The 22,228-nt window shown below is 70.6% G+C and carries 23 protein-coding genes; 8 read left to right on the top strand and 15 right to left on the bottom strand.

What is annotated here, in order from left to right; genetic code table 11:
* Nucleotides 1–159: 159 nt before the first annotated feature.
* The 5 genes from DAERI_RS07670 to DAERI_RS07655 form a co-directional block, all read right to left on the bottom strand.
* Nucleotides 160–804 carry a DNA-3-methyladenine glycosylase gene (locus DAERI_RS07670; RefSeq protein ID WP_103128839.1) on the bottom strand — a complete coding sequence of 215 codons (645 nt, stop codon included), beginning with the start codon at nucleotides 802–804 and terminating at the stop codon, nucleotides 160–162.
* Nucleotides 771–1,097, bottom strand: a complete 327-nt coding sequence (locus DAERI_RS22355; RefSeq protein WP_165794111.1) for a hypothetical protein — start codon at nucleotides 1,095–1,097, stop codon at nucleotides 771–773. The genes DAERI_RS07670 and DAERI_RS22355 overlap by 34 nt, the downstream gene beginning before the upstream one ends.
* 94 nt (nucleotides 1,098–1,191) lie before the next feature.
* Entirely contained in the window at nucleotides 1,192–2,148 is a 957-nt protein-coding gene (locus DAERI_RS07665; RefSeq protein WP_103128838.1) for an ABC transporter ATP-binding protein, read from the bottom strand.
* A gap of 60 nt (nucleotides 2,149–2,208) precedes the next feature.
* A complete protein-coding gene (locus tag DAERI_RS07660; protein WP_235610293.1) occupies nucleotides 2,209–3,090 on the bottom strand; it encodes an ABC transporter permease in 882 nt (293 codons plus the stop codon).
* Nucleotides 3,083–3,913: an ABC transporter permease gene (locus tag DAERI_RS07655; RefSeq protein WP_103128837.1), complete on the bottom strand. Its 831-nt coding sequence runs from the start codon at nucleotides 3,911–3,913 to the stop codon at nucleotides 3,083–3,085. Before DAERI_RS07655 ends, DAERI_RS07660 begins: the two co-directional genes overlap by 8 nt.
* A 210-nt stretch (nucleotides 3,914–4,123) precedes the next feature.
* Here DAERI_RS07655 and DAERI_RS07650 point away from each other — a divergent pair, with 210 nt between their 5' ends.
* Nucleotides 4,124–4,906, top strand: a complete 783-nt coding sequence (locus tag DAERI_RS07650) for a DUF937 domain-containing protein (RefSeq protein ID WP_103128836.1) — start codon at nucleotides 4,124–4,126, stop codon at nucleotides 4,904–4,906.
* Between the two features lie 66 nt (nucleotides 4,907–4,972).
* On the opposite strand, the gene cysK is transcribed toward DAERI_RS07650, so the two are convergent.
* Nucleotides 4,973–5,947, bottom strand: a complete 975-nt coding sequence (gene cysK / locus DAERI_RS07645; RefSeq protein ID WP_103128835.1) for a cysteine synthase A — start codon at nucleotides 5,945–5,947, stop codon at nucleotides 4,973–4,975.
* A 94-nt stretch (nucleotides 5,948–6,041) separates the two neighbouring features.
* Here cysK and DAERI_RS07640 point away from each other — a divergent pair, with 94 nt between their 5' ends.
* Complete coding sequence (locus DAERI_RS07640) at nucleotides 6,042–6,890, top strand: metallophosphoesterase family protein (RefSeq protein ID WP_103128834.1); 849 nt, start codon at nucleotides 6,042–6,044, stop codon at nucleotides 6,888–6,890.
* Nucleotides 6,891–6,938: 48 nt separating this feature from the next.
* On the opposite strand, the gene DAERI_RS07635 is transcribed toward DAERI_RS07640, so the two are convergent.
* Both DAERI_RS07635 and DAERI_RS07630 read right to left on the bottom strand, forming a co-directional pair.
* Nucleotides 6,939–8,927 (bottom strand): fasciclin domain-containing protein, encoded by a 1,989-nt coding sequence (locus DAERI_RS07635; RefSeq protein ID WP_103128833.1) that lies wholly within the window; start codon nucleotides 8,925–8,927, stop codon nucleotides 6,939–6,941.
* 209 nt (nucleotides 8,928–9,136) lie between these two features.
* Nucleotides 9,137–12,202, bottom strand: a complete 3,066-nt coding sequence (locus DAERI_RS07630) for an FtsK/SpoIIIE family DNA translocase (protein ID WP_103128832.1) — start codon at nucleotides 12,200–12,202, stop codon at nucleotides 9,137–9,139.
* Nucleotides 12,203–12,290: 88 nt separating this feature from the next.
* Here DAERI_RS07630 and DAERI_RS07625 point away from each other — a divergent pair, with 88 nt between their 5' ends.
* From DAERI_RS07625 to DAERI_RS07615, 3 genes are all read left to right on the top strand, one after another.
* Nucleotides 12,291–12,710, top strand: coding sequence for a M67 family metallopeptidase (locus DAERI_RS07625; protein WP_103128831.1), 420 nt, complete (start codon nucleotides 12,291–12,293; stop codon nucleotides 12,708–12,710).
* A complete protein-coding gene (locus DAERI_RS21965; protein WP_133161986.1) occupies nucleotides 12,703–12,885 on the top strand; it encodes a P-loop nucleotide/nucleoside kinase family protein in 183 nt (60 codons plus the stop codon). The genes DAERI_RS07625 and DAERI_RS21965 overlap by 8 nt, the downstream gene beginning before the upstream one ends.
* A gap of 121 nt (nucleotides 12,886–13,006) precedes the next feature.
* Complete coding sequence (locus DAERI_RS07615) at nucleotides 13,007–13,186, top strand: hypothetical protein (RefSeq protein ID WP_103128829.1); 180 nt, start codon at nucleotides 13,007–13,009, stop codon at nucleotides 13,184–13,186.
* A gap of 373 nt (nucleotides 13,187–13,559) precedes the next feature.
* Here the strand turns inward: DAERI_RS07615 and DAERI_RS07610 are convergent, their stop codons facing one another.
* A complete protein-coding gene (locus tag DAERI_RS07610; RefSeq protein WP_103128828.1) occupies nucleotides 13,560–14,519 on the bottom strand; it encodes a nucleoside hydrolase in 960 nt (319 codons plus the stop codon).
* A 78-nt stretch (nucleotides 14,520–14,597) separates the two neighbouring features.
* On the opposite strand from DAERI_RS07610, the gene DAERI_RS07605 reads away from it, so the two are divergent.
* Nucleotides 14,598–14,795, top strand: a complete 198-nt coding sequence (locus DAERI_RS07605) for a hypothetical protein (protein ID WP_103128827.1) — start codon at nucleotides 14,598–14,600, stop codon at nucleotides 14,793–14,795.
* A gap of 58 nt (nucleotides 14,796–14,853) precedes the next feature.
* On the opposite strand, the gene DAERI_RS07600 is transcribed toward DAERI_RS07605, so the two are convergent.
* Nucleotides 14,854–15,186, bottom strand: coding sequence for an FKBP-type peptidyl-prolyl cis-trans isomerase (locus DAERI_RS07600; RefSeq protein ID WP_103128826.1), 333 nt, complete (start codon nucleotides 15,184–15,186; stop codon nucleotides 14,854–14,856).
* Nucleotides 15,187–15,276: 90 nt separating this feature from the next.
* On the opposite strand from DAERI_RS07600, the gene lepB reads away from it, so the two are divergent.
* A complete protein-coding gene (gene lepB / locus DAERI_RS07595; protein ID WP_103128825.1) occupies nucleotides 15,277–15,885 on the top strand; it encodes a signal peptidase I in 609 nt (202 codons plus the stop codon).
* Between the two features lie 12 nt (nucleotides 15,886–15,897).
* Here the strand turns inward: lepB and DAERI_RS07590 are convergent, their stop codons facing one another.
* The 5 genes from DAERI_RS07590 to DAERI_RS07570 form a co-directional block, all read right to left on the bottom strand.
* The gene (locus DAERI_RS07590; protein ID WP_439952249.1) at nucleotides 15,898–16,452 is read right to left on the bottom strand and encodes a DUF1684 domain-containing protein; all 555 of its coding nucleotides are present in this window, start codon (nucleotides 16,450–16,452) and stop codon (nucleotides 15,898–15,900) included.
* Complete coding sequence (locus DAERI_RS07585) at nucleotides 16,449–16,670, bottom strand: RNA-binding S4 domain-containing protein (protein WP_019585136.1); 222 nt, start codon at nucleotides 16,668–16,670, stop codon at nucleotides 16,449–16,451. Before DAERI_RS07585 ends, DAERI_RS07590 begins: the two co-directional genes overlap by 4 nt.
* 100 nt (nucleotides 16,671–16,770) lie before the next feature.
* Nucleotides 16,771–17,292, bottom strand: a complete 522-nt coding sequence (locus DAERI_RS07580; RefSeq protein ID WP_103128824.1) for a hypothetical protein — start codon at nucleotides 17,290–17,292, stop codon at nucleotides 16,771–16,773.
* The gene (locus DAERI_RS07575; RefSeq protein ID WP_103128823.1) at nucleotides 17,289–18,125 is read right to left on the bottom strand and encodes a hypothetical protein; all 837 of its coding nucleotides are present in this window, start codon (nucleotides 18,123–18,125) and stop codon (nucleotides 17,289–17,291) included. The genes DAERI_RS07580 and DAERI_RS07575 overlap by 4 nt, the downstream gene beginning before the upstream one ends.
* Nucleotides 18,122–19,003, bottom strand: coding sequence for an Ig domain-containing protein (locus DAERI_RS07570; RefSeq protein WP_103128822.1), 882 nt, complete (start codon nucleotides 19,001–19,003; stop codon nucleotides 18,122–18,124). The genes DAERI_RS07575 and DAERI_RS07570 overlap by 4 nt, the downstream gene beginning before the upstream one ends.
* Before the next feature lie 198 nt (nucleotides 19,004–19,201).
* Here DAERI_RS07570 and DAERI_RS07565 point away from each other — a divergent pair, with 198 nt between their 5' ends.
* Nucleotides 19,202–22,117 carry an insulinase family protein gene (locus DAERI_RS07565; protein WP_103128821.1) on the top strand — a complete coding sequence of 972 codons (2,916 nt, stop codon included), beginning with the start codon at nucleotides 19,202–19,204 and terminating at the stop codon, nucleotides 22,115–22,117.
* The last annotated feature ends 111 nt before the right edge of the window (nucleotides 22,118–22,228 follow it).

Below are 22,228 nucleotides of genomic sequence, written 5' to 3'. Positions count from 1 at the left end.
GCATGGAAGTCTCCTCCCAAAGAGGAAAGCTGAGTGGAAAGACAAAAAGCTCCTCCCCCTTGAGGGGGGAGGCCGGGTGGGGGTGAACGGGCATGGCCTCCAGAAGCCAGTCAGGGCGTCCAGGTGCTCCTCCTCTTGCTGTCACCACAAGTCGAGCGCTTAGCCTCCCGCCAGCAGGTCCATACTCGGCACCGCGGGCGACACCCAGGGGTTTCCATTCACCAGGAAGCGCCACGGGAGGTTCTTTCCCGCCTGGATGCCGATGCGTGCCGTCACCGTCACCGCGTCGTCAGGCAGGGGGGCGGCGGGCGGCAAGAGATGGAGGCCCGGGCTGTCCACCCGCGTTCCGGCGATCTCGGCCGGGTTGAGGCCCAGCGCGTAGACCAGTTTGGCCGGGCCGTTCGTCAGGTCGCGCCCCCGGGTGACGGGGCGGTGGGTGAGCATGCTGCCGATGCCCGTCAGCGGCTCCAGCGCGCGGATCAGCATGCTGGCGGCTATCCCCTCCTCGCGGCAGGAGACTTGCAGGAGGGGGTGGCTGTGGGCGGTCCAGAAGAGCCAGTGCCCGGGCGGGATCGCCATGTCCATCGTGCGGGCGGCGTGAAAGCGGCCCGCCGCGCAGGCTGGATCGCGCGGGCAGTCGTACGCCTCGACCTCCACCACCCGGCCCGACAGGACCTCGCCGCCAGGCAGGACGCGGACGAGGGTGGCGCCGAGTACCTTCCGGGCGACGCGCACCGGGTCCCGGTTGAAGAAGGCGGGGGGTAGGGGAGTCACCGAAGTTGCCGATGTCGGTAGAATTTCCATCCCAAGAAAAGCAGTATCACGGGAATCACGACCAAATTGCCCGACAGACCGAATCCGAGGGCAATCCATGTCGCCCCCGGAGCGGACAGGAACCCAGTGTGCCCGCCTGAAGTCTGCCTGTCTTTCCAGGCCATCGTCGTGCCTACGACCGCTGCAACAAATCCAAGCATGTAGAGAAAGGCAAAAGCCAACCCGAGGGCGTCGGGTCTCGTTTCCCCACCCGATGCCACTACAGTCCAAGCAAGCGCCACGCCTACACCGGCGTTAAGGAGGGAAACCAGAATTCCGGCCATAACCCAGCCTCCGCCCACGCCGAATTGTGCCCTTCGAGCGTGTTGAATTTCAGGGTTTCCTTGAAGGCCGAAGTGATCATTTTCCATTGTCGACTTAATTTACACTCATACTAAGCAGCCCGCCCTCGTAAATCCGCCGGATTGTCGCCTCGATGTTCGGCTCGCGCACGGTCACGTCACGCACCGGGGCGTGGGCGGTCGCCAGCGCGATGGGTCGGGCCGCCGCGCCCGTAAAGGCGTAGGTGACGCGGGGACCCTCGGCGCTCAGGAGTTGCAGGCCGGGCACCCGGGGGTCGGCGGGCGGGGCCTCGAAGTCCACCACGAGTTCGCGGGCGCTCCCGAAGCGGGATTGCAACTCGGCCAGGTTGCCGTCGTACAGCAGCGCGCCGTGGTCGATGATCATGACCCGGCGGGCGAGGCGCTCCACGTCCGTCAGGTCATGGGTGGTGAGCAGCACCGTCACGCCCCGGTCGGCGCCCACGTGCGCGACGAACTCCCGAATCCGCTCCTTCGCCACCACGTCCAGGCCCACGGTCGGCTCGTCGAGAAAGAGGAGGTCCGGGTCGTGCAGCAGCGCCGCCGCCAGGTCGGCCCGCATCCGCTGACCCAGCGAGAGGGAGCGGGCGGGTGTGCCCAGGAAGGGTCCCAGGTCGAGCAGGTCCGTGAAGGCCCGCAGGTTCTCGCGGAACCGTCCGGCTGGAACGCGGTACACGTCGCGCAGCAGGTCGAGCGAGTCGCGCACGGGCAGGTCCCACCACAGGGTCGTCCGCTGCCCGAATACAGCGCCCAGCCGGGCCACATGCCGCCGCCGGTCCCGCCACGGCACCAGCCCGCCCACGTCCACCTGCCCCGAGGTGGGCACGAGCAGACCCGTCAGCACCTTGATCGTCGTGCTCTTCCCCGCGCCGTTCGGCCCCAGGTAGCCCACCACCTCGCCCCGCCCGATGCGGAAACTCACGTCCCGCACGGCCTCTACCACGTGCCGCCTGCCGCGCAGCAGGCCGCCCGAGCGGGTCTGGAAGGACTTGTGCAGGTGTTCGACTTCGATCATGGGGAGGCTCCTTGGGAGGGGATGCGGAGGGTGGAAAAGGAAGGGGGCACGTCCCGCGACCTACGACCCCGTCCCGTGATACCGCCGCACGCCCACCCGCCAGAACGCGAAGGCGGCGGCGAGGATGAGGGGGCCGACGACGGGGGAGAGGAGGGCGGCCCAGCTCGGCAGGCCGTCGGGGAGGGGGCGGCCCAGCACGTGCAGCACCGGGAAGTAGCTCAGGAAGGCGGCGGGAATCAGGTAGGTGAAGGTGCGGCGCAGCCACGCCGGGTAGATGTTCAGCGGGTAGGAGATCAGCGTTCGGCCCCCGTAGGTCAGCACATTCATCGCCTCCACGCTCTCCACCGTCCAGAAGGTGAGGGTGCCGCCCACCACGAAGAGGCCGCCGAAAAAGGCGATCATGCCCAGGACGCTGCCCGCGAGCAGCAGCACGTCGCCCGCGTCCCAGGTCACGCTCACCCGCGAGACGCCATACGCCACGATCCCCGCCGCAAGCACCACCCGCGTGAGCCGCCGCAGCGCGAAGTCCGAGCCAAAGATCTGCACGGGCAGCGGCACCGGGCGCAGCAGAAAGGTGCTGAAACTACCCGTGCGAACATGCGCGCTCAGGTTCGGCGCGTCGAACCCCCCGAAGACGAGGTCCATCAGCACGAAGGCGAGTTCCGCCAGGCCGTACAGCAGGGCGACCTCCCCCAGCGTCCACCCGCCCAGCGAGTCGAAGCGCGGGAGGACGAGCGCGAAGGCCGCGAACTCCGCCCCGGTCACGAGTGCCGCCGCCAGGGCGTCAAGCGCGAAGGCCGTGCGGTACACGAGCTGCGAGCGAACCTGCGCGCCCAGCAAGCGGAGGTACAGCCGGGGGAGCCAGAGGGCGGGGGGCTTTTGCTCCCTCTCGATAGGGCCGGGATGAGGGGGCGACGCGGGGGCGCCTCCTTGCCTATCCACCCGCCACCTCCAGCCGCCGGAGCCCGCGGGCGAGCACAAGTTGGGCCAGCCCCAGCAGCGCCGCCGCCCACACGGCCTGCACCCCGAGCACACCCAGAGCCTCCCCACCCTTGGCGTGGCCCAGCCAGACCTCCACCGTGCTGTTCATCATGCTGGGGAAGGGGGTCCAGGCCAGCAGCGTCCTGAACCAGCCCGGGAAAAAGGCGAGCGGCATCAGGAAGCCGCAGGCGAGGCCCATCAGCGCCCAGGCGAAGCGGCCGATGCCCACGGCGTCCGGCGACCAGAAGGCCGCGCAGTTCACCAGGAAGCGGAAGGCGAACCCGCAGACCCACGCCAGAACCGCGCTGATCAGGGTCAGCGTCCAGCCCTCCACGCCGGGTGGAAGCTTCAGGCCGAAGAACACCCCGTACAGCGCCAGGATCGTCACGCCGCGCAGCCCGAACTGCGCCGCCGCCCGCCCCGCGTCCTGCGCGAGCCAGAACCCCAGGAAGCTGTGCGGGCGCAGCAGTTCGGTGGCGACCTCGCCCCGGTGGACCGTCCGCATCAGCTCGTACCAGCCGAAGAGGCTGAAGGCACTCAGGAAGGCCTGGGTCAGCCCGGTGTACGTGACCGCGTCGGCGGGGGTGTATCCGGCCACCTGCGGTCTCGTGCCGAAGAGCGCGAGGAGCACGGCCACCCGCAGCGCCCCGAAAAACAGGTTGGTGGTCAGGCCCCAGAAGGTCGCCGCCGGGTACGCGAACTGCCGCCGGAAACTCAGCCGGGCCGCTGAAAGGTAGGGCCGCAGATGTGAGCCGCCCGCACGTCTCAGAAGTGCCGCATTCAAGGTGCCTCCCCTTTCCTAACCCAGGCGATACAGTGCCGAACCGGAAGTTCACAGGGTAAGGGGCGCAGCCGGGAGAGGACATGCGCCGGATGGCGGAGGGGAACGGGGGCGAACGTCAGGGAACCCTCAATGCCCACTGTTCCCCGGCAGAGGGTCGGGCTATACGCTGCGAAACGACTAATCGCCACTCTTTCCCAGGAGGAACCCACCATGATGGACATCTTCAACATGCTCGGCGGCATGGGCCAGGCGCAGCAGACCCTCGGGCAGCGGCTCGGCACCTCGCCCGGGCAGACCGAGGCGGCGCTGGAAGCCGCTGTGCCCCTGCTCCTCGGCGCGATGACGCGCAACGCGCAGGACCCGCAGGGGGCGCAGGCCCTCGCCGGGGCGCTCGACGGGCACGACGGGCGCGCCCTCGACCTGTTCGGGCAGGGGCAGGCGCCCGATCCCTCCCAGGGCCAGCAGATTCTCGGGCACGTCTTCGGGGGCCAGCAGCAGGCTGCCGCGAATGCGGTGAGCCGCCGGGCGGGCATCGACCCGCAGCTCGCCATGCAGGTTCTCTCGATGGTCGCGCCGCTCGTCATGGCGTACCTCAGCCGCCGCCGTCAGGGCCAGGCGGGCGGCTACGGCGGCTCCCTGGGGCAGGCCGGGGGTATGGGCGGCATCGACCTCGGCAGCATCCTCGGCGGTCTGCTGGGAGGCGGCATGGGCGGTAGCCTCGGTGGAATGCTGGGCGGTGGTCAGGGGCAGGTTCAGCAGCCCGAGTACGGGCAGCCGACTCAGGGCGGGGTGCTGGGCGGTGGCCCCGTGATTCCCGGCTACAGCCAGGACCCGCTCGGCCAGCCGGGCCACGCCGGAACGGGGCAGATGGGCGGCGGCCAGACCGGGAACCTGGGGGGCATGATCGGGACCCTGAACAACGTCCTCGACCGCGACGGGGATGGGAACGCCCTTGACGACCTGATCGGGATGTTCGGGGGACGGCGCCGCTAGGGGCAAGCCTCAGCAAAGACGGCGGGCCGCCTCATGCCGGGTGGCCCGCCCTGCCGTGCCCAGGAATCACCCCGCGCCCGGCTCGACCTCCAGCCGCTCCCGCGAGTAGGGCTTGTAGCCGGGCGGTGTCCCCGTCTTCGCGTCATTGAACAGGCTGGTCGTCAGGTAGCGCGCGCCCGTATCGCAGGCGATGGTCGCCACGCGCTTGCCCGGACCCAGCCGCCGCGCGACCTCCAGGGCCGCCCACACCATCGCGCCGCTGCTCATGCCCACGAAGACGCCTTCCTCGCGGGCCAGACGCCGGGCGAGGGGATAGGCGTCCTCCTCCCAGACGGTGATCACCTCGTCGATCACGCCCCGGTCGAGGTTCTCGGGGATGAAGCCCGGCCCCATGCCCTGAAAGCCGTGTTCGCCGCGCTCGCCGCCACTGAGAACGTTGCTTCGGGCGGGCTCCACCGCCACCACACGCACCCCCGGGTCCTGCCGTTTCAGGAAGCGGCCCACCCCGCTGATCGTGCCGCCCGTGCCCGTGCCGTAGACAAAGGCGTCGATGCGGCCCTCCATCTGGGTCCACAGTTCCGGCCCGGTCGTCCGCTCGTGGGTGGCGGGGTTGGCAGGGTTGGTGAACTGGCCCAGCAGCACGGCGCCCTGCTCGCGCTCGATGCGCCCGGCCTCCTCGATGGCGGCCAGCATCCGGCGCTCGGGGTCGGTGAGGACGAGTTCGGCGCCGTAGGCGGTTAGGGTGCGCTTGCGTTCCTCGCTCATCTGGGCGGGCATGCACAGGATCAGGCGGTAGCCCCGCGCGGCGGCGACCTGCGCCAGCCCGATCCCGGTGTTGCCGCTCGTGGGCTCCACGATGGTGCCCCCCGGCTTTAGGACCCCCCGCCGCTCGGCGTCCTCGACCAGGCCCAGCGCGGTGCGGTCCTTGATGCTGCCGCCCGGGTTGAGGCCTTCGAGCTTCACGAACACGTCCGCCATCCCGGGCTCGACCACCCGCCCGAGCTGCACGAGCGGTGTATTTCCGACCAGCGCGTCGATCATGGGGGCAGCATAGAGCGGCCAGGGGCGACGTTCAGCGGCCCGCCTCCCCTTACTGGCTACTCGCTGACAGCCCGCGCCGGACGGCTCCCCTAGAATGCCCCGCGTGCGCGTCGCCCTGATCGCCGACATCCACGGCAATGCCGATGCCCTGCGGGCCGTGCTGGCCGACATCGACCGGCAGGGCGCGAACCGCATCATCGTGAACGGCGACGTGGTGAACCGGGGACCGGATTCGGTGGAGGCGCTGTCCCTGCTGCTCGAACGGGAGGACGTGACCTTTACCCTCGGCAACCACGACGACCTGCTGCACCTGTGGCACACCCGCTCGGACACGCTGCCGGAGGGCTGGTTCACCGACCCCTTCTGGGGCGCGACCGACTGGAGTGCGGCGCAACTCGACCGGGCGGGACTGCTGCACGTGCCGCAGGACTGGCCCCTGACCCTCACGCTGAGGGAGGCGGGTCTGCCCGAGGTGCTCGTCGCCCACGGCACCCCGGCCCACTACCGCGAGAGCCTGAGCGAGCGCACGGACCCGGAGCGGGTGGCCGAGTTGGCGGGGAGCGCGGGCGTGCTCGTCGGCTCGCACATCCACCGGCCCGCGCGGGCCGAGCGTGGGGGCGTACTCGTGCTGAACACCGGCGCGGTCGGCGCCCCCGCCAACGGCGATCCCCGCGCCCAGTACCTGCTGCTCACCGCCACGCCGTCCGGCTGGGTGCCCGAGTTCCGGGCCGTGCCCTACGACCGCTCGGGCGTCCTGCGCCGCTTCGGGACGAGCGGCCTGCTGCGAACGGGCCTGAGCGCCGAGATCTTCCGCGACGAGGTCGAGACGGCCCGCAGCCTCTACACCCCGTACTGGATGTGGACGGAGGCAAATGGGCACCCGCGTGACGCGAACACCTGGGCGGCCTTTCAGCGCGACCATCCCCTCCCCCGGACCTCATGACAAAACCGCCCGCGCGGGGCGGGCGGTTGCGAGGACGGGGAGGAAGGCTCAGGGGTTGGGCGGCAGCAGCACGGTGTCGATCACATAGACGGTGCCGTTGCTGGCCGTGTCGAGCCGCTCGCTCACGTTGGCCCCGCCGACCACCTGGGTCGTGCCGTTGAGGTTCAGGGCGACGGTGCCCCCCTGCGCCGTGGTGAGCTGGGTGGCGGCGGCGAGCTGCTCGGCGGTCTGGCGGCCCTGCACCACGTGGTACAGCAGCACCGCCTTCAGACGGTCGGGGTTGCTGGTGATCGCGGTCAGGTCAGCCGCCGGAATTTTGGCAAAGGCGTCGTTGGTCGGCGCGAAGACGGTGTACTCGCCGCCCGCGAGCGTCTCGGCCAGCCCGGCCTGCTGAATCAGCCCGACGAGCGTGCTGAAGCGCGCGTCAGCGGAGAGCAGCGCGACGAGGGTGGTGCCGGACGCGGGGGTCGTGGTGGTGGTCGCCGTCGTCGTGGTGGCCGCGGCCGACGTGTCGGTGGTGGTCGTGCCGGTGGCCGCCGAGGTGTCCGTGGTGGTGCCCGTGGTCGCGGACGTATCGGTCGTCGTCGTGCTGGTGTCCGTGGTCGTCGCCGAGGTGTCGGTGGCCGTGCCCGCATCGGTGGGCAGCGTCACGCCGGGGGGCAGAAGGACCTGGTTGATCACGTAGATGGTGCCGTTGCTGGCGGTGCTGACGGTCTCGCTGATGTTGGCGTTGCCGACCATCTGGGTCGCGCCGCTCATCATGGGGGTCAGGGGGCTGCCCTCGGCGGTGGTGAGCGCCGCGCCGGTGGCGAGTTGCTCGGCGCTGACCCGGCCCTGGACCACGTGGTAGGACAGCACGCGCTTAAGCAGCTCGGGGTCCGCCGACAGTGCGGCGAGCTGCTCCGCGGGGATGGCGTCGAACGCCTCGTTGGTGGGGGCGAAGACGGTGTACTCGCCGCTCGTGAGCGTCTCGGTGAGGCCCGCGTCGCTCAGCAGGTCGCGCAGGGTGCTGAAGCGGTCGTCGGCCGCAATCACGTCGTACAGCGTGTTCGTCGCGGGGGCAGCGGCGTCGGTCGCGCTCGTGTCGGTGGTGGTTGCCGACGTGTCGGTGGTGGCCGCCGCGCTCGTGTCGGTCGTCGTGGTCGTATCCGTGGTGGTCGTCGTGGCCGAGGTGTCGGTCGTGGTCGCCGCCGACGTGTCCGTGGCCGCCGCCGCACCCGTGTCGGTCGTCGTGGTGGTCGTGGTCGCGCCCGTCGCGCTGACTGTCGCGCCGGTGAGCGGGAGGGCGGGAATGCTGGTGATGGTGATGGCCGCCGGGGCCGCCGTATCGGTCGTCGTGGCCGCGGTGGTATCGGTCGTGGCCGCCGTATCCGTCGTCGTGGTGGACGTGTCGGTCGTCGTGGTTTCCGTCGTGGTCGTGCTTGTGTCGGTGGTGGTCGCCGACGTATCCGTGGTCGTGGTCGCCGCTGGGGCCGTCTCTGCCGGGGCCGTCGCGGCGGGCGCGGGGGCGGGTGCAGGAGCGGCGGCCGCCATCGGGGGCATCAGGACCGTGTCGATCACGTGGATCACGCCGTTGCAGGCCGCCACGTCGGCGCGGACCACGTTGGCGCCGCCCACCATGACCCGGCTGCCCATCGTGCTGACCGCCAGGTTCGCGCCCTGCGCGGTCTTGACGCTCCGCAGGCTCGCCACCTGCTTGGCGGTCACCTTGCCGGGCACCACGTGGTACAGCAGCACGCCGCGCAGCATCTCGGGGTCGTTCAGGACCGCCGCGAGCTGGTCGCTGGGCAGCTTGGCGAAGGCGGCGTTCGTCGGCGCGAAGACCGTGTACTGCCCGCTCGACAGCGTCTGGGTGAGGCCGGCGGCCTGCACGGCGGTGAGCAGCGTGCTGAACTGCGGGTCCGTGCTGACGATCTGGGCGATGCTGCGGCACGTGCCGGAGGCCGCGCCCCCGGTGACAGGTGCCCCCGCACCCCCGGCAAGCGCGGGCGTAGCGAGCATCAGGCTGAGCGTGACGAGGCTGGTCTGCTTCTTCATGAAATCACCTCTGGATTGAACTGTCCGCCTCCCAATCTTCACCACACCCTCCTAAAAAGCAACTTTGGTAGCGATTCAGACAGGACACGTAAACGAATAATCGGGTCCGTTTGGGCCGCTCCTCACCGCTTGCTCATGGCGCCGGGCATGTCGGGAGAACGGAAAGGGTGGCCGGACCCGCCGCCCAGCCACCCCCCGCTCCCCCCGGGCTACTTCCCGAAATACTCCGGCAGGTCAGCCTCGGTGATCAGGACCTCGCGCGGCTTGCTCCCCTGGTGTTTGGAGACGATACCCATCGCCTCGAGCATGTCCATCAGCTTGCCCGCCCGCGCGTGGCCGACCGAGAGGCGGCGTTGCAGGCGCGACACGCTGCCCTGCCCCTCCTCGATGGCGATCAGCGCCGCCTGGCGCAGCAGCGGGTCGGAGAAGTCCATGTTGCTCTTGTCGGTGGTGGGGCCGCTCGCCTCGACCGTGCCGTCGAAGTCCGCCCCGTAGGCCTCCACAAAGGCGTCGTCGAAGACCTGGCGCCGCAGCTCATCGGTGATCCGGGCTGACTCGACCTCGGAGATGTAGGGACCCTGGAGGCGTACCGGCTTGATGAGGCCGGGCTGGTAGAACAGCATGTCGCCCATACCGGTCAGCCGCTCGGCACCCACCGCGTCGAGGATGGTGCGCGAGTCGTGGCTGCTGGAGACCGCGAAGGCGATGCGGGCGGGCACGTTCACCTTGATCAGGCTGGTCAGGATGTCCACCGAGGGGCGCTGGGTGGCGAGGACGAGGTGCATCCCCGTCGCGCGGGCCATCTGCGCCAGACGCATGATCGCCGACTCGACCTCCTTGGGCGAGGTGATCATCAGGTCCGCCAGCTCGTCGATGATGATGACGAGGTGAGGCAGCTCGGCCTCATTCACCATCCGCATCTTGGCGTTGAACTGCTCCAGGTTCTTGGCGCCGACCTGGGACATCATCTTGTAGCGCCGCTCCATGTGGGCGACCGCGCCCAGCAGCACGCCCGCCGCGTCCATCGGGTTGGTGACGACCGGGCGCACCAGGTGGGGAATGCCGTCGTACGGCGTCAGCTCCACCATCTTGGGGTCCACCATCAGGAAGCGCAGCTCGGTGGGGAGGTAGCGGTACAGCAGCGAGGTGATGAGCGTGTTCACGCACACCGACTTGCCCGAGCCCGTCGAGCCCGCGATCAGGAGGTGCGGCATCTTGGCGAGGTCCCCGACCATCAGTTCCCCGTCGATGCTCTTGCCCAGGATGATCGGCAGCTTGGCGCGCGTCTGGCGGAAGGTGGGGGCGAGGGCGGCCTGGTGGAAGGTCACGGGCTCGCGCTCGACGTTGGGCACCTCCAGGCCGATCACGCTCTTGCCGGGCACTGGGGCCTCCACGCGCACGCCGCCCACCGCGAGCGCGCGGGCGAGGTCGTTGGACAAGGAGGCGATGCGGCTGATCTTCTCGCCGGGGGCGGGCTCGATCTCGTAGCGGGTGACGGTCGGTCCACGCGCGAAATCGACCACCTTCGCCTGGAGGCCGAAGTGCCGCAGCGTCTGGTCAATGATCGCCGCCCGCTGCCGCGCCGCCACGTCGAGGGCCGCCGTGTTCGTGGCCGTGGCCGGAACGGGGTCGAGCAGCTCGTACCCCGGCAGGGCGAGGTCCAGCGCACCTTGAGTGGGCCGTCGGCGCTCCGGCTGGGCACTCTCCCAGGGGGCCGAGCCCTCATCGGCGTCCAGGGTCGCCTGGGTCGCGGGTTTGGATGGGGCGCTCGCCTGCACGCTTCCACTCGGGAGGACTTCCGGCTGGGACGGCGCGGCGGCGATCACCGTGACGGAATCGGGGGGAGGAAGGTCCACCGGGACGGCGGGTTCAGCCCCCTCCTCCTTCGGGGGCGCCGTGAAGTCGAAGTCGAGGGCGGGCACGGGGTCCTCGTCCGTCAGCTCCCCGTAGACGGTGCTGGCCGCCGTCGCCTGGACGGCCATCGCCTGCGCCCGCTCCAGCGCCTCCCGCTGCGCGCGGTCGAGGCGGCCCCGCCACTCGTCCTGCGCGGCGAGCGTCCCGTCGGGGTCGGCGGCCAGCGCCTCGGCGAGGGCGGCGGCCAGCTCGGTGGGGGCGCGGTCGAAGGCGGCGGCGAGGTCGGGCCAGCCGGGGTAGTGGCGCTCGCGGGCGCGCCAGGCCGTGAAGTCCTCGGCGAGTTCGCGCCAGGCCTTCTCGCGCTCGCGCCCCGCGGGGAGTTCTCGCGCCAGCACGCCAGCGTCCGGCTTGGCGAGGGCCTTCTCGGCGGCCTGGCGCTCGCGCTCCAGCTTTCCGGCCCGACCGGCGAGGCGTTGCAGGTCGGTCACCAGCCCCCGGCGCAGCCGCTCCACCGCCCCGCTCGCCAGGGTGCTGGGGAGTTCCACGCTGAGTTCGTGGCGCCCCTGGCGCACCGCGTTCGCCAGGGCCTCGGCGTCGGCGCCCGCCTCCGGGGCTTCCGCCCCCACCGCCTCGCGCAGGTCGCGCGCCGCGTGGCCCACGAAGGTGGTCGTCACCTCGCGCCATCCGGCCAGGTCGCGCTCCAGGTTCTTCAGGTTTGCCTCATCGAGGGTGCGGACCTCGCGCGCGGCGGCGCGGACCTCCTCGTGCTGGGCCTTGAGGGGCTGGGCCTCCGGGTAGAGCTTGCGCAGGGTCTCCAGGTCGCGGGTGTGGGCCGTCAGGGCCTGCCGGACCGCGACCCGCACGCGGGCCGACTCGCGCCCGTCCTGCCGCGCCTCGATGGCGCCCTGCACCCGGGTGGTGGCCCCGCCCAGCAGCACGCTCAGCCCCCGGAAAAAGCTCTTGAGCAGCGTGAGGGGCTGGAGGCGCAACATGACCTCCAGCCCCAGCGTCAGCGTGACGAGCGGCAACAGAGCCGCCGCCGACTTCAGGGGGAGCACCAGGGGCTCCATCACGCGCTCGGCCCCCTCGCCCGCCGCGCCGGGAACGAAGACCTCGTGTAGCGCGAGCAGCGACGCCACCACGATCACCCCGCCGACCGTGCGCCGGGTGAGCCCGCCCAGGTCGCGGCCCAGGAAGACCAGCACGCCGTACGCGACCGGAATGAGGGGCAGCAGGTACGCGCCCCAGCCCAGCCAGCCCAGCAGCGCCACGTGGGCCTGCGTCATGAATCCGCCTTCCGCCATCTGGGGCAGGGCCAGGGTGACCGCCAGGAAGATTCCCAGCGCGAACAGCACCAGACCCAGCGCCTCCCCATCGAAGCGGTTCACGGGTGGAGCCGCTTTCGCACGAGCCTTCGCCATAGGCCGCAGTGTACCCCAGCCCGGTTGGGCCTGCCGCGCCACCCCGCACCCAGCGCAGGTTTTTGTGAGAGCCCCGCCTGGCCCGATAATGCCCCCCGTGACCCTGCTCCTCCCGCCCGCCTTGGTGGGCGCCCTGTGGGACCACGCCGAGCGTGAGGCCCCCCGCGAGTGCGTCGGCGCCCTGGGTGGACGGCTGATGGCCAGCGGCGCGGAGGCGGCCGCGCTCTATCCCCTTGCCAACGTGTCCAGCGACCCCGAGCGCACGTACCTGGCCCATCCCGGGCACCTCCTGCGCGCCCTGCGGGCGATGGAGGCGGCGGGGCTCACGCTCGTCGGCCTGTACCACAGCCACCCGCGCGGTCCGGCTGAGCCCAGCCTCACCGACACCCGCCTCGCCGCGTACCCGGTGCCGTACGTGATCGCCGACCTGCGAACGCGCACCCTGCACGCCTACCGGTTGCCGGAAGGTTTACCCGTCGCGCTGCGGTTGGAGGAGCCCCTTGACTGAATCTGGACCGGGCATCCACGCCCTGCACGGTTTTATCGGCAGCGGCAAGACTACCCTGGCGCTGCGGCTGGAGCAGACGCTTCCGGGAATGCGCTTCTCCAGCGACGAGTGGATGGCGCCCTGTACGGCCAGTACCCGCCCGCCGACCTCTTCCCGGTGTCCTTCGGCCGCGTGACGGCGATGATGGAGGCGCAGTGGACTCGCCCCCTGGAACTCGGCGTGCCTGTGATTCTCGACGATGGGTTCTGGACCCGGGCGAGCCGGGATGCTCTGCGGGCGAAGGCGGCGGGGCTGGGATGCCCCTCACCCTGTACGCGCTGAGTCTGCCGGATGGGGAGGCGCTGCGGCGAGTCCGGGAGCGTAACAGGAAGCTGGGCGCCCTCTTCATCGCCGACGAGACCTTTCGCCTGTTCCGTGCCCGCTTCGAGCCGCTGGAGCCGGACGAGGAGGCGGTGGTGGCTGCAGTGGGAGGTTGAGGCTTCGGGAGGAGAGGCTGCAGGGGCAGGGGGTCTTGCTGCGGTTGGCCCCCACCCCCCTGCCCCCTACCCCCACAGGGGGCAGGGGGAGCGGCGCTGCGCTGGGCAAGGGGCCCGCCCATCTGGCCTGTGGCCGCTTTCCTCTGAGCGTAAAGTTTGATCTTGCTGCATCCTCAGCCGCGGGCCCACCGTCTCGCTGCGCGAGCAAGGCGTGGTGAAGGCGGTGCGAGCGCGAGCCGAGGGGTGGGATGGGCCGTCCACAGGAGACGGTTTTGAAAGAGCGAAAGCTTTGGCGTCGTTACTCCTCCCCCCTTGCGGAGGAGGCGGGGTGGCAAGCGTCAGCCTTCCCTCAAGCCTCTGCGCAGACCTGTCCTCAAGGCAGCCGCGCCAGTCTCTCCAGCAACAACCCGAAGAAGGCCTCGTCGTCCACGGTGACGGCGACCTCCGCATTCGCCGCCTGACCCGTCACCCCGTACAGGTCGCACACCGTCCGCCCGAAGTTCAGGCCCTCCTGCGTCTCGACCTGCACGTTCATGGGCCGCATCTCGCACAACCCTGGCCGGATCACGGCGGCGACGGCGAGGGGGTCGTGGAGGGCGCCGCCCGTCATCCCGTAGCGCTCGCGGTAGATGCCCGCGTAGAAGGTCAGCAGCTCGGCGCTCACCCTTCCGGCGCGGTTGCCCAGGGTACGCAGCCTCTCCACCCGTTCGGGCGTGGCGACGGCCTGCATGGTCACGTTCAGCCCGAACATCCGCACCCGCACGCCCGACTCCAGCACGATGCGCGCGGCGTGCGGGTCGGCCAGGGCGTTAAATTCCGCCGCTGGGGTGCGGTTGCCCTGCCCGGTGCTGCCGCCCATCCAGACGACCTCGCGCAGCAGTTCCGGCAGGTCGGGGGCCAGGCGAAAGGCGAGCGCCACATTCGTGAGGGGGCCGGTCGCCACCAGCGTCACCTCGCCCGGTTGCCCGCGCACAGCGCGGCTGATGAAGTCCACCGCGTGTTCCGACTCTGCCCCTCGTCCCGGCTCGGGCAGGCCGGAGGCCGGGAGGCCGCTCTCCCCATGCACCGCCGCCGCCGTCATCGCCGGGCGGATAAGCGGACGGTTGGCCCCGGCGTACACGGGCACTCCGGCCCCCGCCTCGCCCGCGAGCGCCAGCGTGACGAGGGCGTTGCGCGTGGTTCGGTCCAGGCCCACGTTGCCATGCACGGCGGTGAGGCCCAGCACCCGCACCTCCTCCGGGCTGGCGAGCGCGAGCAGCCAGGCGATGGCGTCGTCGAGGCCAGGGTCGCCGTCGAGGATCACGGGGAGGGGAGAGGCGGTCACGGCCCGCATTCTAGGCGGGGGAACGCCGTGAATCCCGCTTCACGTCCCGCACATGCGCCCCCGCGCGCACCCCCCTACGCTGCCCGCATGACCGGACGCCGAGACGACGAACAGACGGACCTGCCACTGCCCCAGCGCAGCACCGATTCGGAGAGCGCCACGAAGTACCCCACGCCGCAGGGCCACACCGTGCAGGACAGCCCCGGCAACCCTGACCTGACGCTGGAGGGTGACAGTCGGGTGGACGATCAGGGGAATATGAACACCACTGACCGGCAGGATTGAAAGGGCAGAGGCCGCAACCCTTGCAGTTTACGGAGGGTCGCGGCCTCTGAAGACAGCCTCAGCGCACGTCCACGAGTTCCACGTCGAAGATCAGGGTAGCGTTCGGGGGAATCACGCCCGGCACGCCCGCCGCCCCGTAGGCGAGGTGGCCGGGAATGGTCAACCGGGCCTTGTCGCCCACCCTAAGCTGCGCGATGCCCTGGTCCCACCCGGGAATGACATAGCCCACGCCCAGCGGGAACTCGATGGGTTCGCCCCGGTCGCGGCTGGAGTCGAACTTCTGCCCGTTTTCCAGAGTGCCGGTGTAGTGCACGCGGACCATCTTGCCGGGCTGCGCCGGGGTGCCGTTTCCCTCGTGGTACTTGTCGACGATGAGTTCCTGGGCGGTCATGCGGCCCAGCGTACCCCCGCCTCCCGCCCCCCTCGCCTGAGTCTGAAGCGCGGGTAAAGGCACCCTTGCCCCGCGAGCCCGGCTGCTAGCATGCCCCGCGTGACTCCGGCCTCCACCCGCCCGCAGCCTGGCGCCAGCGGCCTGCGGACCTTCTGGCGCGTCTGGGTGCTGGGGGCGCTCCTGCCGGTCTGGGTATTTACGACCTTCGTGGCGACGTTTGCCCGAGTGGACGGCAACAGCATGAACCCCACCCTGCACCACGGCGACCTGCTGCTGCTCCTCAAGTACCCGCGCTGGCTGCGCGCCTGGGGCCTGCCCACGTCTTACCCCCAGCGGGGCGACCTGATCATCTTCAAAGCCCCCGCTGACAGCCCCTACAGCTACGAGACGCTGTGGGGCGTGCGTCACCGCCCCTACAACGTGAAACGGGTGCTGGCCCTCCCCGGCGACACGGTCGCCATCGAGGATGGCCGGGTGGTCGTGAACGGGCAACCGGTCGCCGAGAGTTATGTCAATGGCGGCGTGCTGACCGACCAGCCCCCCCTGCGCGTCCCCCCCGGCAAGGTGTGGGTGCTGGGTGACAACCGCCTGGTCGGGGAAAGCCTCGACTCACGCGCGTACGGCCCAGTGGACCTGAGGGACGCCGCTGGCCCCGCCGACCTGCGGCTGTGGCCGAATCCGGGGAACGTGGGCCGCTGAGCCGGGTTCAGCTCAAGGTTCTTGCGGCTCGCCACCTTCCGGCAACCGCTCACCCGCCCGCACCGCCTCCCCCAGCCAGTTCTCGCGCGGCGGGAGGGGGCAGGTCCAGCCCTCGCCGTAGGCACAGTACGGGTGGTAGGCAAGGTTGAAATCGAGCGTCACCCCCAAGCCGTCCGCCGTCTGCTGCAACGGCGCGTCCAGATAACGCCCCGCGCCATACGTCTCCGTCCCACTCGTCGCGTCGCGGAAGGGGACGAAGACCCGGTCGGGCACCTCGTCGCCGGGAGGTGCATAAAGGGTGAGGGTCTGCGCTCCTCCCGGGAGCTTCACCCTGACGGTGCCGAAGCGGGCCATGACGCGCGGCTCGCCCGTGTTCGTCGCCAGGGTGACCTCCTCGCCGTCCGCCCGCTCAATTGGAAGGGTGAAGGCCCAGGCTGGGTCCGGCGGGTAGTAGCTCAGGCCCCGGAACCCTTGCAGTTCCTCTCCCGTCAGTGGCCCGCGCCCTGAGGCGAAATGCTCGTCCTTGCGGCGCCGGAAGTCAGCGACGGCTTCGGCGTAACCGCTCACCAGTCCACCCGCACGCGCTCGCCCGCGTACTCCACCACGTCGCCGCGCCGCAGCTTCTTGCGCCGCCGCGTCTCGATCTCCCCGTTCACCCGCACCTCGCCGCCCTGCACCCGGAACTTCGCCTCGCCGCCGGTTTCGACCATCCCGCGCAGCTTGAGAAAGTCCTGAAGGTCGATGGTGTCGCGCTCCTCGCGGGGGGGCCGTGCGCCTTGAGTCATGGGGGAAGGGTAACACCCGGGACGGAACACGGGAGGGCCAGGACGGCGAGAGAATGCTTTCCTCCCGGCGCCCCGGCCCACCTGGCCTGGAACCTTCTGTTTAAGGCTTGTACTGCGCAGCGAACAGCCGCACGTCGGCGTCGTCCACCTTGCGGTCCTGGTTGAGGTCGCCGACCGTCGCGCCCGTCTTGCCGTAGTTGTTCATCAAGAGGGCGAGGTCGGTCAGGTCGATGACGCCGTCGCCGTTCAGGTCGGCGCCGCTCAGGCGGGCGCGGGCGGCCTCGGCCGACCAGGCCTTCAGGCCGAGTTCGCGGGCGAGTTCGGCGCGCACGGCCTCGGCGAGCGGGAGCGGTCCCTGGGGGTTGAACTCGATGCGCCGCTCGCCGCCAAAGCTGAGTGTGCGGGCCGCCACGTCCGGGCTGAAGGCCGCGCCACCGCCCCCCAGCGTCAGGATCGGCCCGCCGCTGGAGTCCAGCGTGATCGGCGTCTCCTTGGTGCTGATCGCGGCGAGGGCGTCCTGCACCGCCTTGGTCATCTCGGCACCCTGGGGCCGGAGCTTGACGCTGGCCGCTTGCACGCCCCCCGCCAGCAGGGCGAGGGCCAGGAACAGGGCGCGCCTCATTTCGCCCCCCGCGCCGCCCGCAGGGCGTCCCGGAACTTGGCCGGGTCCGTCTCGATGGAATTGGGGTCAGCCGGGGCTGGCGTGCTGGCCGTGCCCGGAGTGGTCCCGGGGGTGGCGGTTCCGGGAGCGGGAGTGGTGGCTGCCGGAGTGCTGGGGGTGGCCGTCGCCGTGGAAGGGGGTGTGGTCGTGGAGCCGGTGCCCGGACTCGCCGTGCCCGCAGCGGGAGGCGTGGGCGTAGAGGTGGGGGCGGACGTGCTGCCGGTGGTCCCGGATGTGGTCGGGTTGGAAGTCGTCGTGCCAGATGTAGCGGTGCCGGAGGACGCCGAACCGGTGGTCGCCGTGCCCGTCGCCGCCGTTCCTGGTGTGGTCGTCCCGGTCGCCGTCTGGGCGTCAGCCGTCTGGGGGGTGGGCGCCGGGGCGAGGCTGCTCGTCGGCTTGGTGACCTTCCCGTTCTCGATGGGGTAGACGCCCTGCCAGAAGCCCACGACGGGGCTGTCCAGGCGGCGGCTGTAGAGCAGCAGGAAGGCGTCCTGACCACTTCGCAGTTCCGGCAGGCCCTCCAGGCCCGAGAGCATGTACAGCGCGGGCTTGCCCTCCAGTTGCGGCAGGCTGGCGGGGTCCCCGGCGACCGTCTCGGACACCGTGAGGGGGTAGGCCAGCCAGGTCAGGTCGCCCTCCTTCACGGTCGTGGGGTTGCCGAGGGTGGCGCGCACGATCACGTCCGCCTTGCGCGCCTGCTGGGTGAGGGTCAGGGTCGGCACGGTCGTCGCCCCGGCGGTCAGCGGCGCGGCCCCCAGCGCGAGGGCGGCGAGCAGCGTCAGGGCGCGCCTCACGAGTCACCCCCCTCACTGGGTGGCTGGGGGCTGGGCGGCGTGACGGGGATATTCGGCGTGCCCGGTGTTGTCGGCGTGGTGGTCGGGGTCGCCGGGGTGGCAGTGGGCGTCTTGCCCGGGGTGGTCGGCGCCGTCGTGGCGGGCTTCGGCGCGTCGGGCATCTTCACCTCGGCGAGCACCTTGCCCTCACCGTCGCGGGCCTGGAAGGCGAAGCGGTTGGTGTCGAGCGTGACGACCTTGGACGGCTTGACGCTCAGGAGCGCCACCCGCGCGCCGTTGCGGGGCACCGTCTTGAAGCCCATATCCACGGTCACGGTGCGGCCCGATTGCTTCCAGAACAGCACGCCGCCCGCCTCGGCGGGTTGCACGCGCGTGACCCGCACGCCCTCGGGCAGGTCCCAGACCATCCGCGCCGCGCGGGCCGACCGGGGCGCCGTGATGTTCAGGGGAATGCGCGTCTCGCCGCGAATCTCGGCGGCGGGAAGCTGGGGCCTCAGGGCCAGCGGCGGCAACTCGTTCACGTTCAGGGTGTACGACTGCACCTTGGAGCTGAGGTTGGCGTCGGACGTTTCCAGCGTGAAGGTGTAGGTGCCGAGCTTGGTGGGCTTGCCCGAGAGACGCTGCCCTTGCAGGGTCACGCCGGGGGGCAGGGTGCCCGAGGCGACCCGCATCGTGTAGGGTCCCGAGCCCCCCGCCACCGCGATGGTCGTGTCGTAGGGCTCCGCAACGTAGCCCACGGGCAGGCTGGTCGTCGTGAAGTACAGCGGGTCACTCGCGCTCGTGCTGGTCGTGCCGGTGGTGCTGTTCGTGCTGCTGCCGCAGGAGACGAGCAGCGCCCCACACACCAGCAGTGCCCAGCCGGGGTTGGCTTGTCGCATGGGGCCAGTGTAGCCGTCATGGATGAGGGGTGCGCCAAGAGGCATGAGTTCTGGGCAGGAAAAGGGGAGGGGAAAAGGGGGTATGGAGAGGGTCAGGCCCTTCTCATGGGACGAAGTTCAGGCAGGTCCTCGCCCCCGCTCGCCAGTTCATAGCCGTCCCCGCAAAGCTTCCCGCCCCCCGGCGCTAGACTTCCCGCCATGACCACACAAACCCGGACTGCCCTGCCTGCCGCTGGCGACCGGCTGGGGCGTTACACCGTCGAGCGGGTCGAGAGCCTGCCCGAGATGCAGGGCACCCTGATCCTCCTGCGCCACGACCTCGGCGCCCGGCACGCGCACGTGAGCCGCGAGGACGACAACCTCGCCTTCGGGGTGACCTTTCCCACCGTGCCCCGGGACTCGACGGGCGTGGCGCACATCCTCGAACACGTCGTCCTGATGGGCAGCCAGAAGTACCCGGTGCCCGACCCCTTCTTCGCCATGATCCCGCGCTCGCTGAACACCTTCATGAACGCGATGACCGCGAGCGACTGGACGACCTATCCCTTCTCCACCCGCAACGAGAAGGACTTCTACAACCTGCTCGGCGTGTACCTCGACGCGACCTTCTTCCCGCTGCTGCGCTACGAGAGCTTCCTGCAAGACGGCCACCGCTTCGAGTTCGAGACGCCGGATGATCCGACCACGCCGCTGAAGCTCCAGGGCGTCGTGTACAACGAGATGAAGGGCGCGATGGCCTCCCCCGGCGCGGTCATGTGGCGCGCGTTCGGTAAGGCGCTGTACCCCGACCTCACGTACGCGAACAACTCCGGCGGCTCGCCCGAGGACATCCCCAACCTGACCTACGAGGGGCTGCGGGCCTTCCACGCCGCGCACTATCACCCCAGCAACGCCTTTTTCTACACCTACGGCAAGCTCGACCTGCCCCGCGTGCTGATTGAAATCGAGACGCAGGTGATGAGCAAGTTCTCGCCCCAGACGCTCGACGTGAGTATTCCCGACCAGCCGAACTTCACGGAGCCCCGGCGGGTGGACGTGACCTACCCCGGCACCGATGTCGAGCGTGGCGGGCAGGTCAGCGTGATCTGGAAGCTGGGGCACACGACCGACCCCGACGCCAACCTGCGCTGGAGTGTGCTGAGCGACGTGCTGCTCGGCAACCCGGCCGCGCCGCTCACCCGCCCGCTCATTGAGTCGGGGATCGGGAGCGCGCTGGCCGACCTCTCCGGCTACCGCGACAACTTTCGGGAGGGGGCGTTTGCGGCTGGGCTCAAGGGATTGAGTGCGGGGAAGGCGGCGGAGGTGCAGGCCCTCGTCCTCGACACCCTGGCGGCCATCGTCCGGGACGGCATCGACCCCGAACTTATCGAGAGCAGCCTGCACCAGTTCGAGATCAGCCAGCGCGAGGTGTCCAACAGCGGGTATCCGTATGGCCTTCAGGTCATGTTCCGCCTGCTGGGGCCGTGGCTCTACGGCGGCGATCCGGTGACGGGCCTGCGCCTGGAGGCCGAGCTGGAGAGCCTGCGGACCGACCTCGCCCAGGGGCGCGTGTTCGAGCCCATGATCCAGCGGGGCCTCCTCGACAACCCCCACCGCGTCACCCTCGTCCTCGCGCCCGACCCCGACCTCGCCGCGCGGACCGAGCAGGCCGAGCGCGAACTCGTGGCCCGGTTGAGCGAGGGATTTACCGACGAGGACCGCGCCCGCATCGTGCGCGAGAGCCTGCAACTCCAGTCCCTCCAGGAGCAGGAGAGCGACGTGAACGTGCTCCCGACCCTGACGCTGGAGGACGTGCCGCCCACCGTGCTGCGCGTGCCTTATACCACCGAGGAGGCGGGCCGCGCGCTGATCGGGCGGGTGCCCCAGCCCACCGGGGGCCTGACGTACCTCGACGTACAGGTGCGGCTCCCCGAGGTTCCGGGCGACCTGCTGGACACCCTCCCCCTGTACGCCTACGCGGTCACCCGCAGCGGCGCGGCCGGTCAGGACTACCTCGCCCTCGCCCGCCGCATCGAGGCCGTGACGGGCGGGGTAAGTGCCAGCGTCGGTGTGGGCGGTAGGCCCGACGACCTGGACGCCCTGCGCCTGACCGTCACCTTCAGCGGCAAGGCGCTCGCCCGCAACGGGGAGGGGCTGGTCGGCGTACTGCGCGACCTGATCGCCGCGCCCGAATTCACCCGCGAGCGGCTGGAGCAACTGCTCAAGCAGCGCCTCGCCGGGCTCAAGGCGAGCGTGGTGAACGCCGGGAACGCCTACGCCGAACGCCTCGCCGCCGCGCAGGTCAGCCCCGCGGGCTTCATCGAGGAGCACTTCAGCGGCCTCACCGCCCTGGAGAACCTCAAGCGCATCGTCGAGGGCGACGAGCTCGACGCCCTGCTGGAACGCCTGAACCGCGTCCGCGACCTGATTCTCACGGGGCAGCCCCGGCTGTGCCTCACCGCCACGCAGGCGGACCTGGGGCTGGACCTCACGCCGATTACGGGGGAGTTCACGGGAGAGGCCCCAGTCGGGACCCCCGCGCCCCGCACCCTCTCCACCGGTCCCCAGGCGCGCGTCACCGATTCGCCCGTCGCCTTCAACGCCGCCGCCTTCCGCACCGTGCCCTACACGCACCCCGACAGCCCGGCGCTGCTCGTCCTCTCCCGCCTGCTGCGCTCGGAGTACCTGCTCAAGGAAATCCGCGAGAAGGGCGGCGCGTACGGCGGCGGCGCGGCCTTCGACGCCCGGGGCGGCGTGTTCTCCTTCTCCTCCTACCGCGACCCGCACATCACCCGCACGTACGAGGTGTTCCGGGGCGCCCGCCAGTTCCTCGACACTGAACTCGGGGAGCGCGAGGTCACTGAAGCCATCCTCTCCGCAAGCAAGACGCTCGACCCCCTCACCAGCCCGGACACGGCGGGCCGGTTGCGCTTCTACGGCGACCAGGCGGGCTTCACCCCCGAGGTGCAGGAGGCGTACAAGGCCCGGCTGCTCAAAGTCACACTGGAGGACCTCAAGCGCGTGACCGACACCTGGCTCACCCCGGAACGTGCCGGGTACGCCCTCGTCGCGGGCCGTGACCCCAATGCGGAGACGGGGGCGCTGGGGCTGCACTTCGAGGTGCAGACGGTCTGAGCGCGGGAGTGAAGGGGGTGGGGGACGTGTTCATCGTCCCCCACCTTCCTCTTTTCCCCGCACGCTCCCCTCCATGAGCGCTCTTCACATCTTCCTCGCATGACGCTCCCA

Source organism: Deinococcus aerius (genome assembly GCF_002897375.1).
Lineage (GTDB): Bacteria > Deinococcota > Deinococci > Deinococcales > Deinococcaceae > Deinococcus > Deinococcus aerius.
The sequence above is the reverse complement of the archived record's forward strand: the minus strand, read 5'-3'. Positions and strand labels throughout refer to the sequence as shown.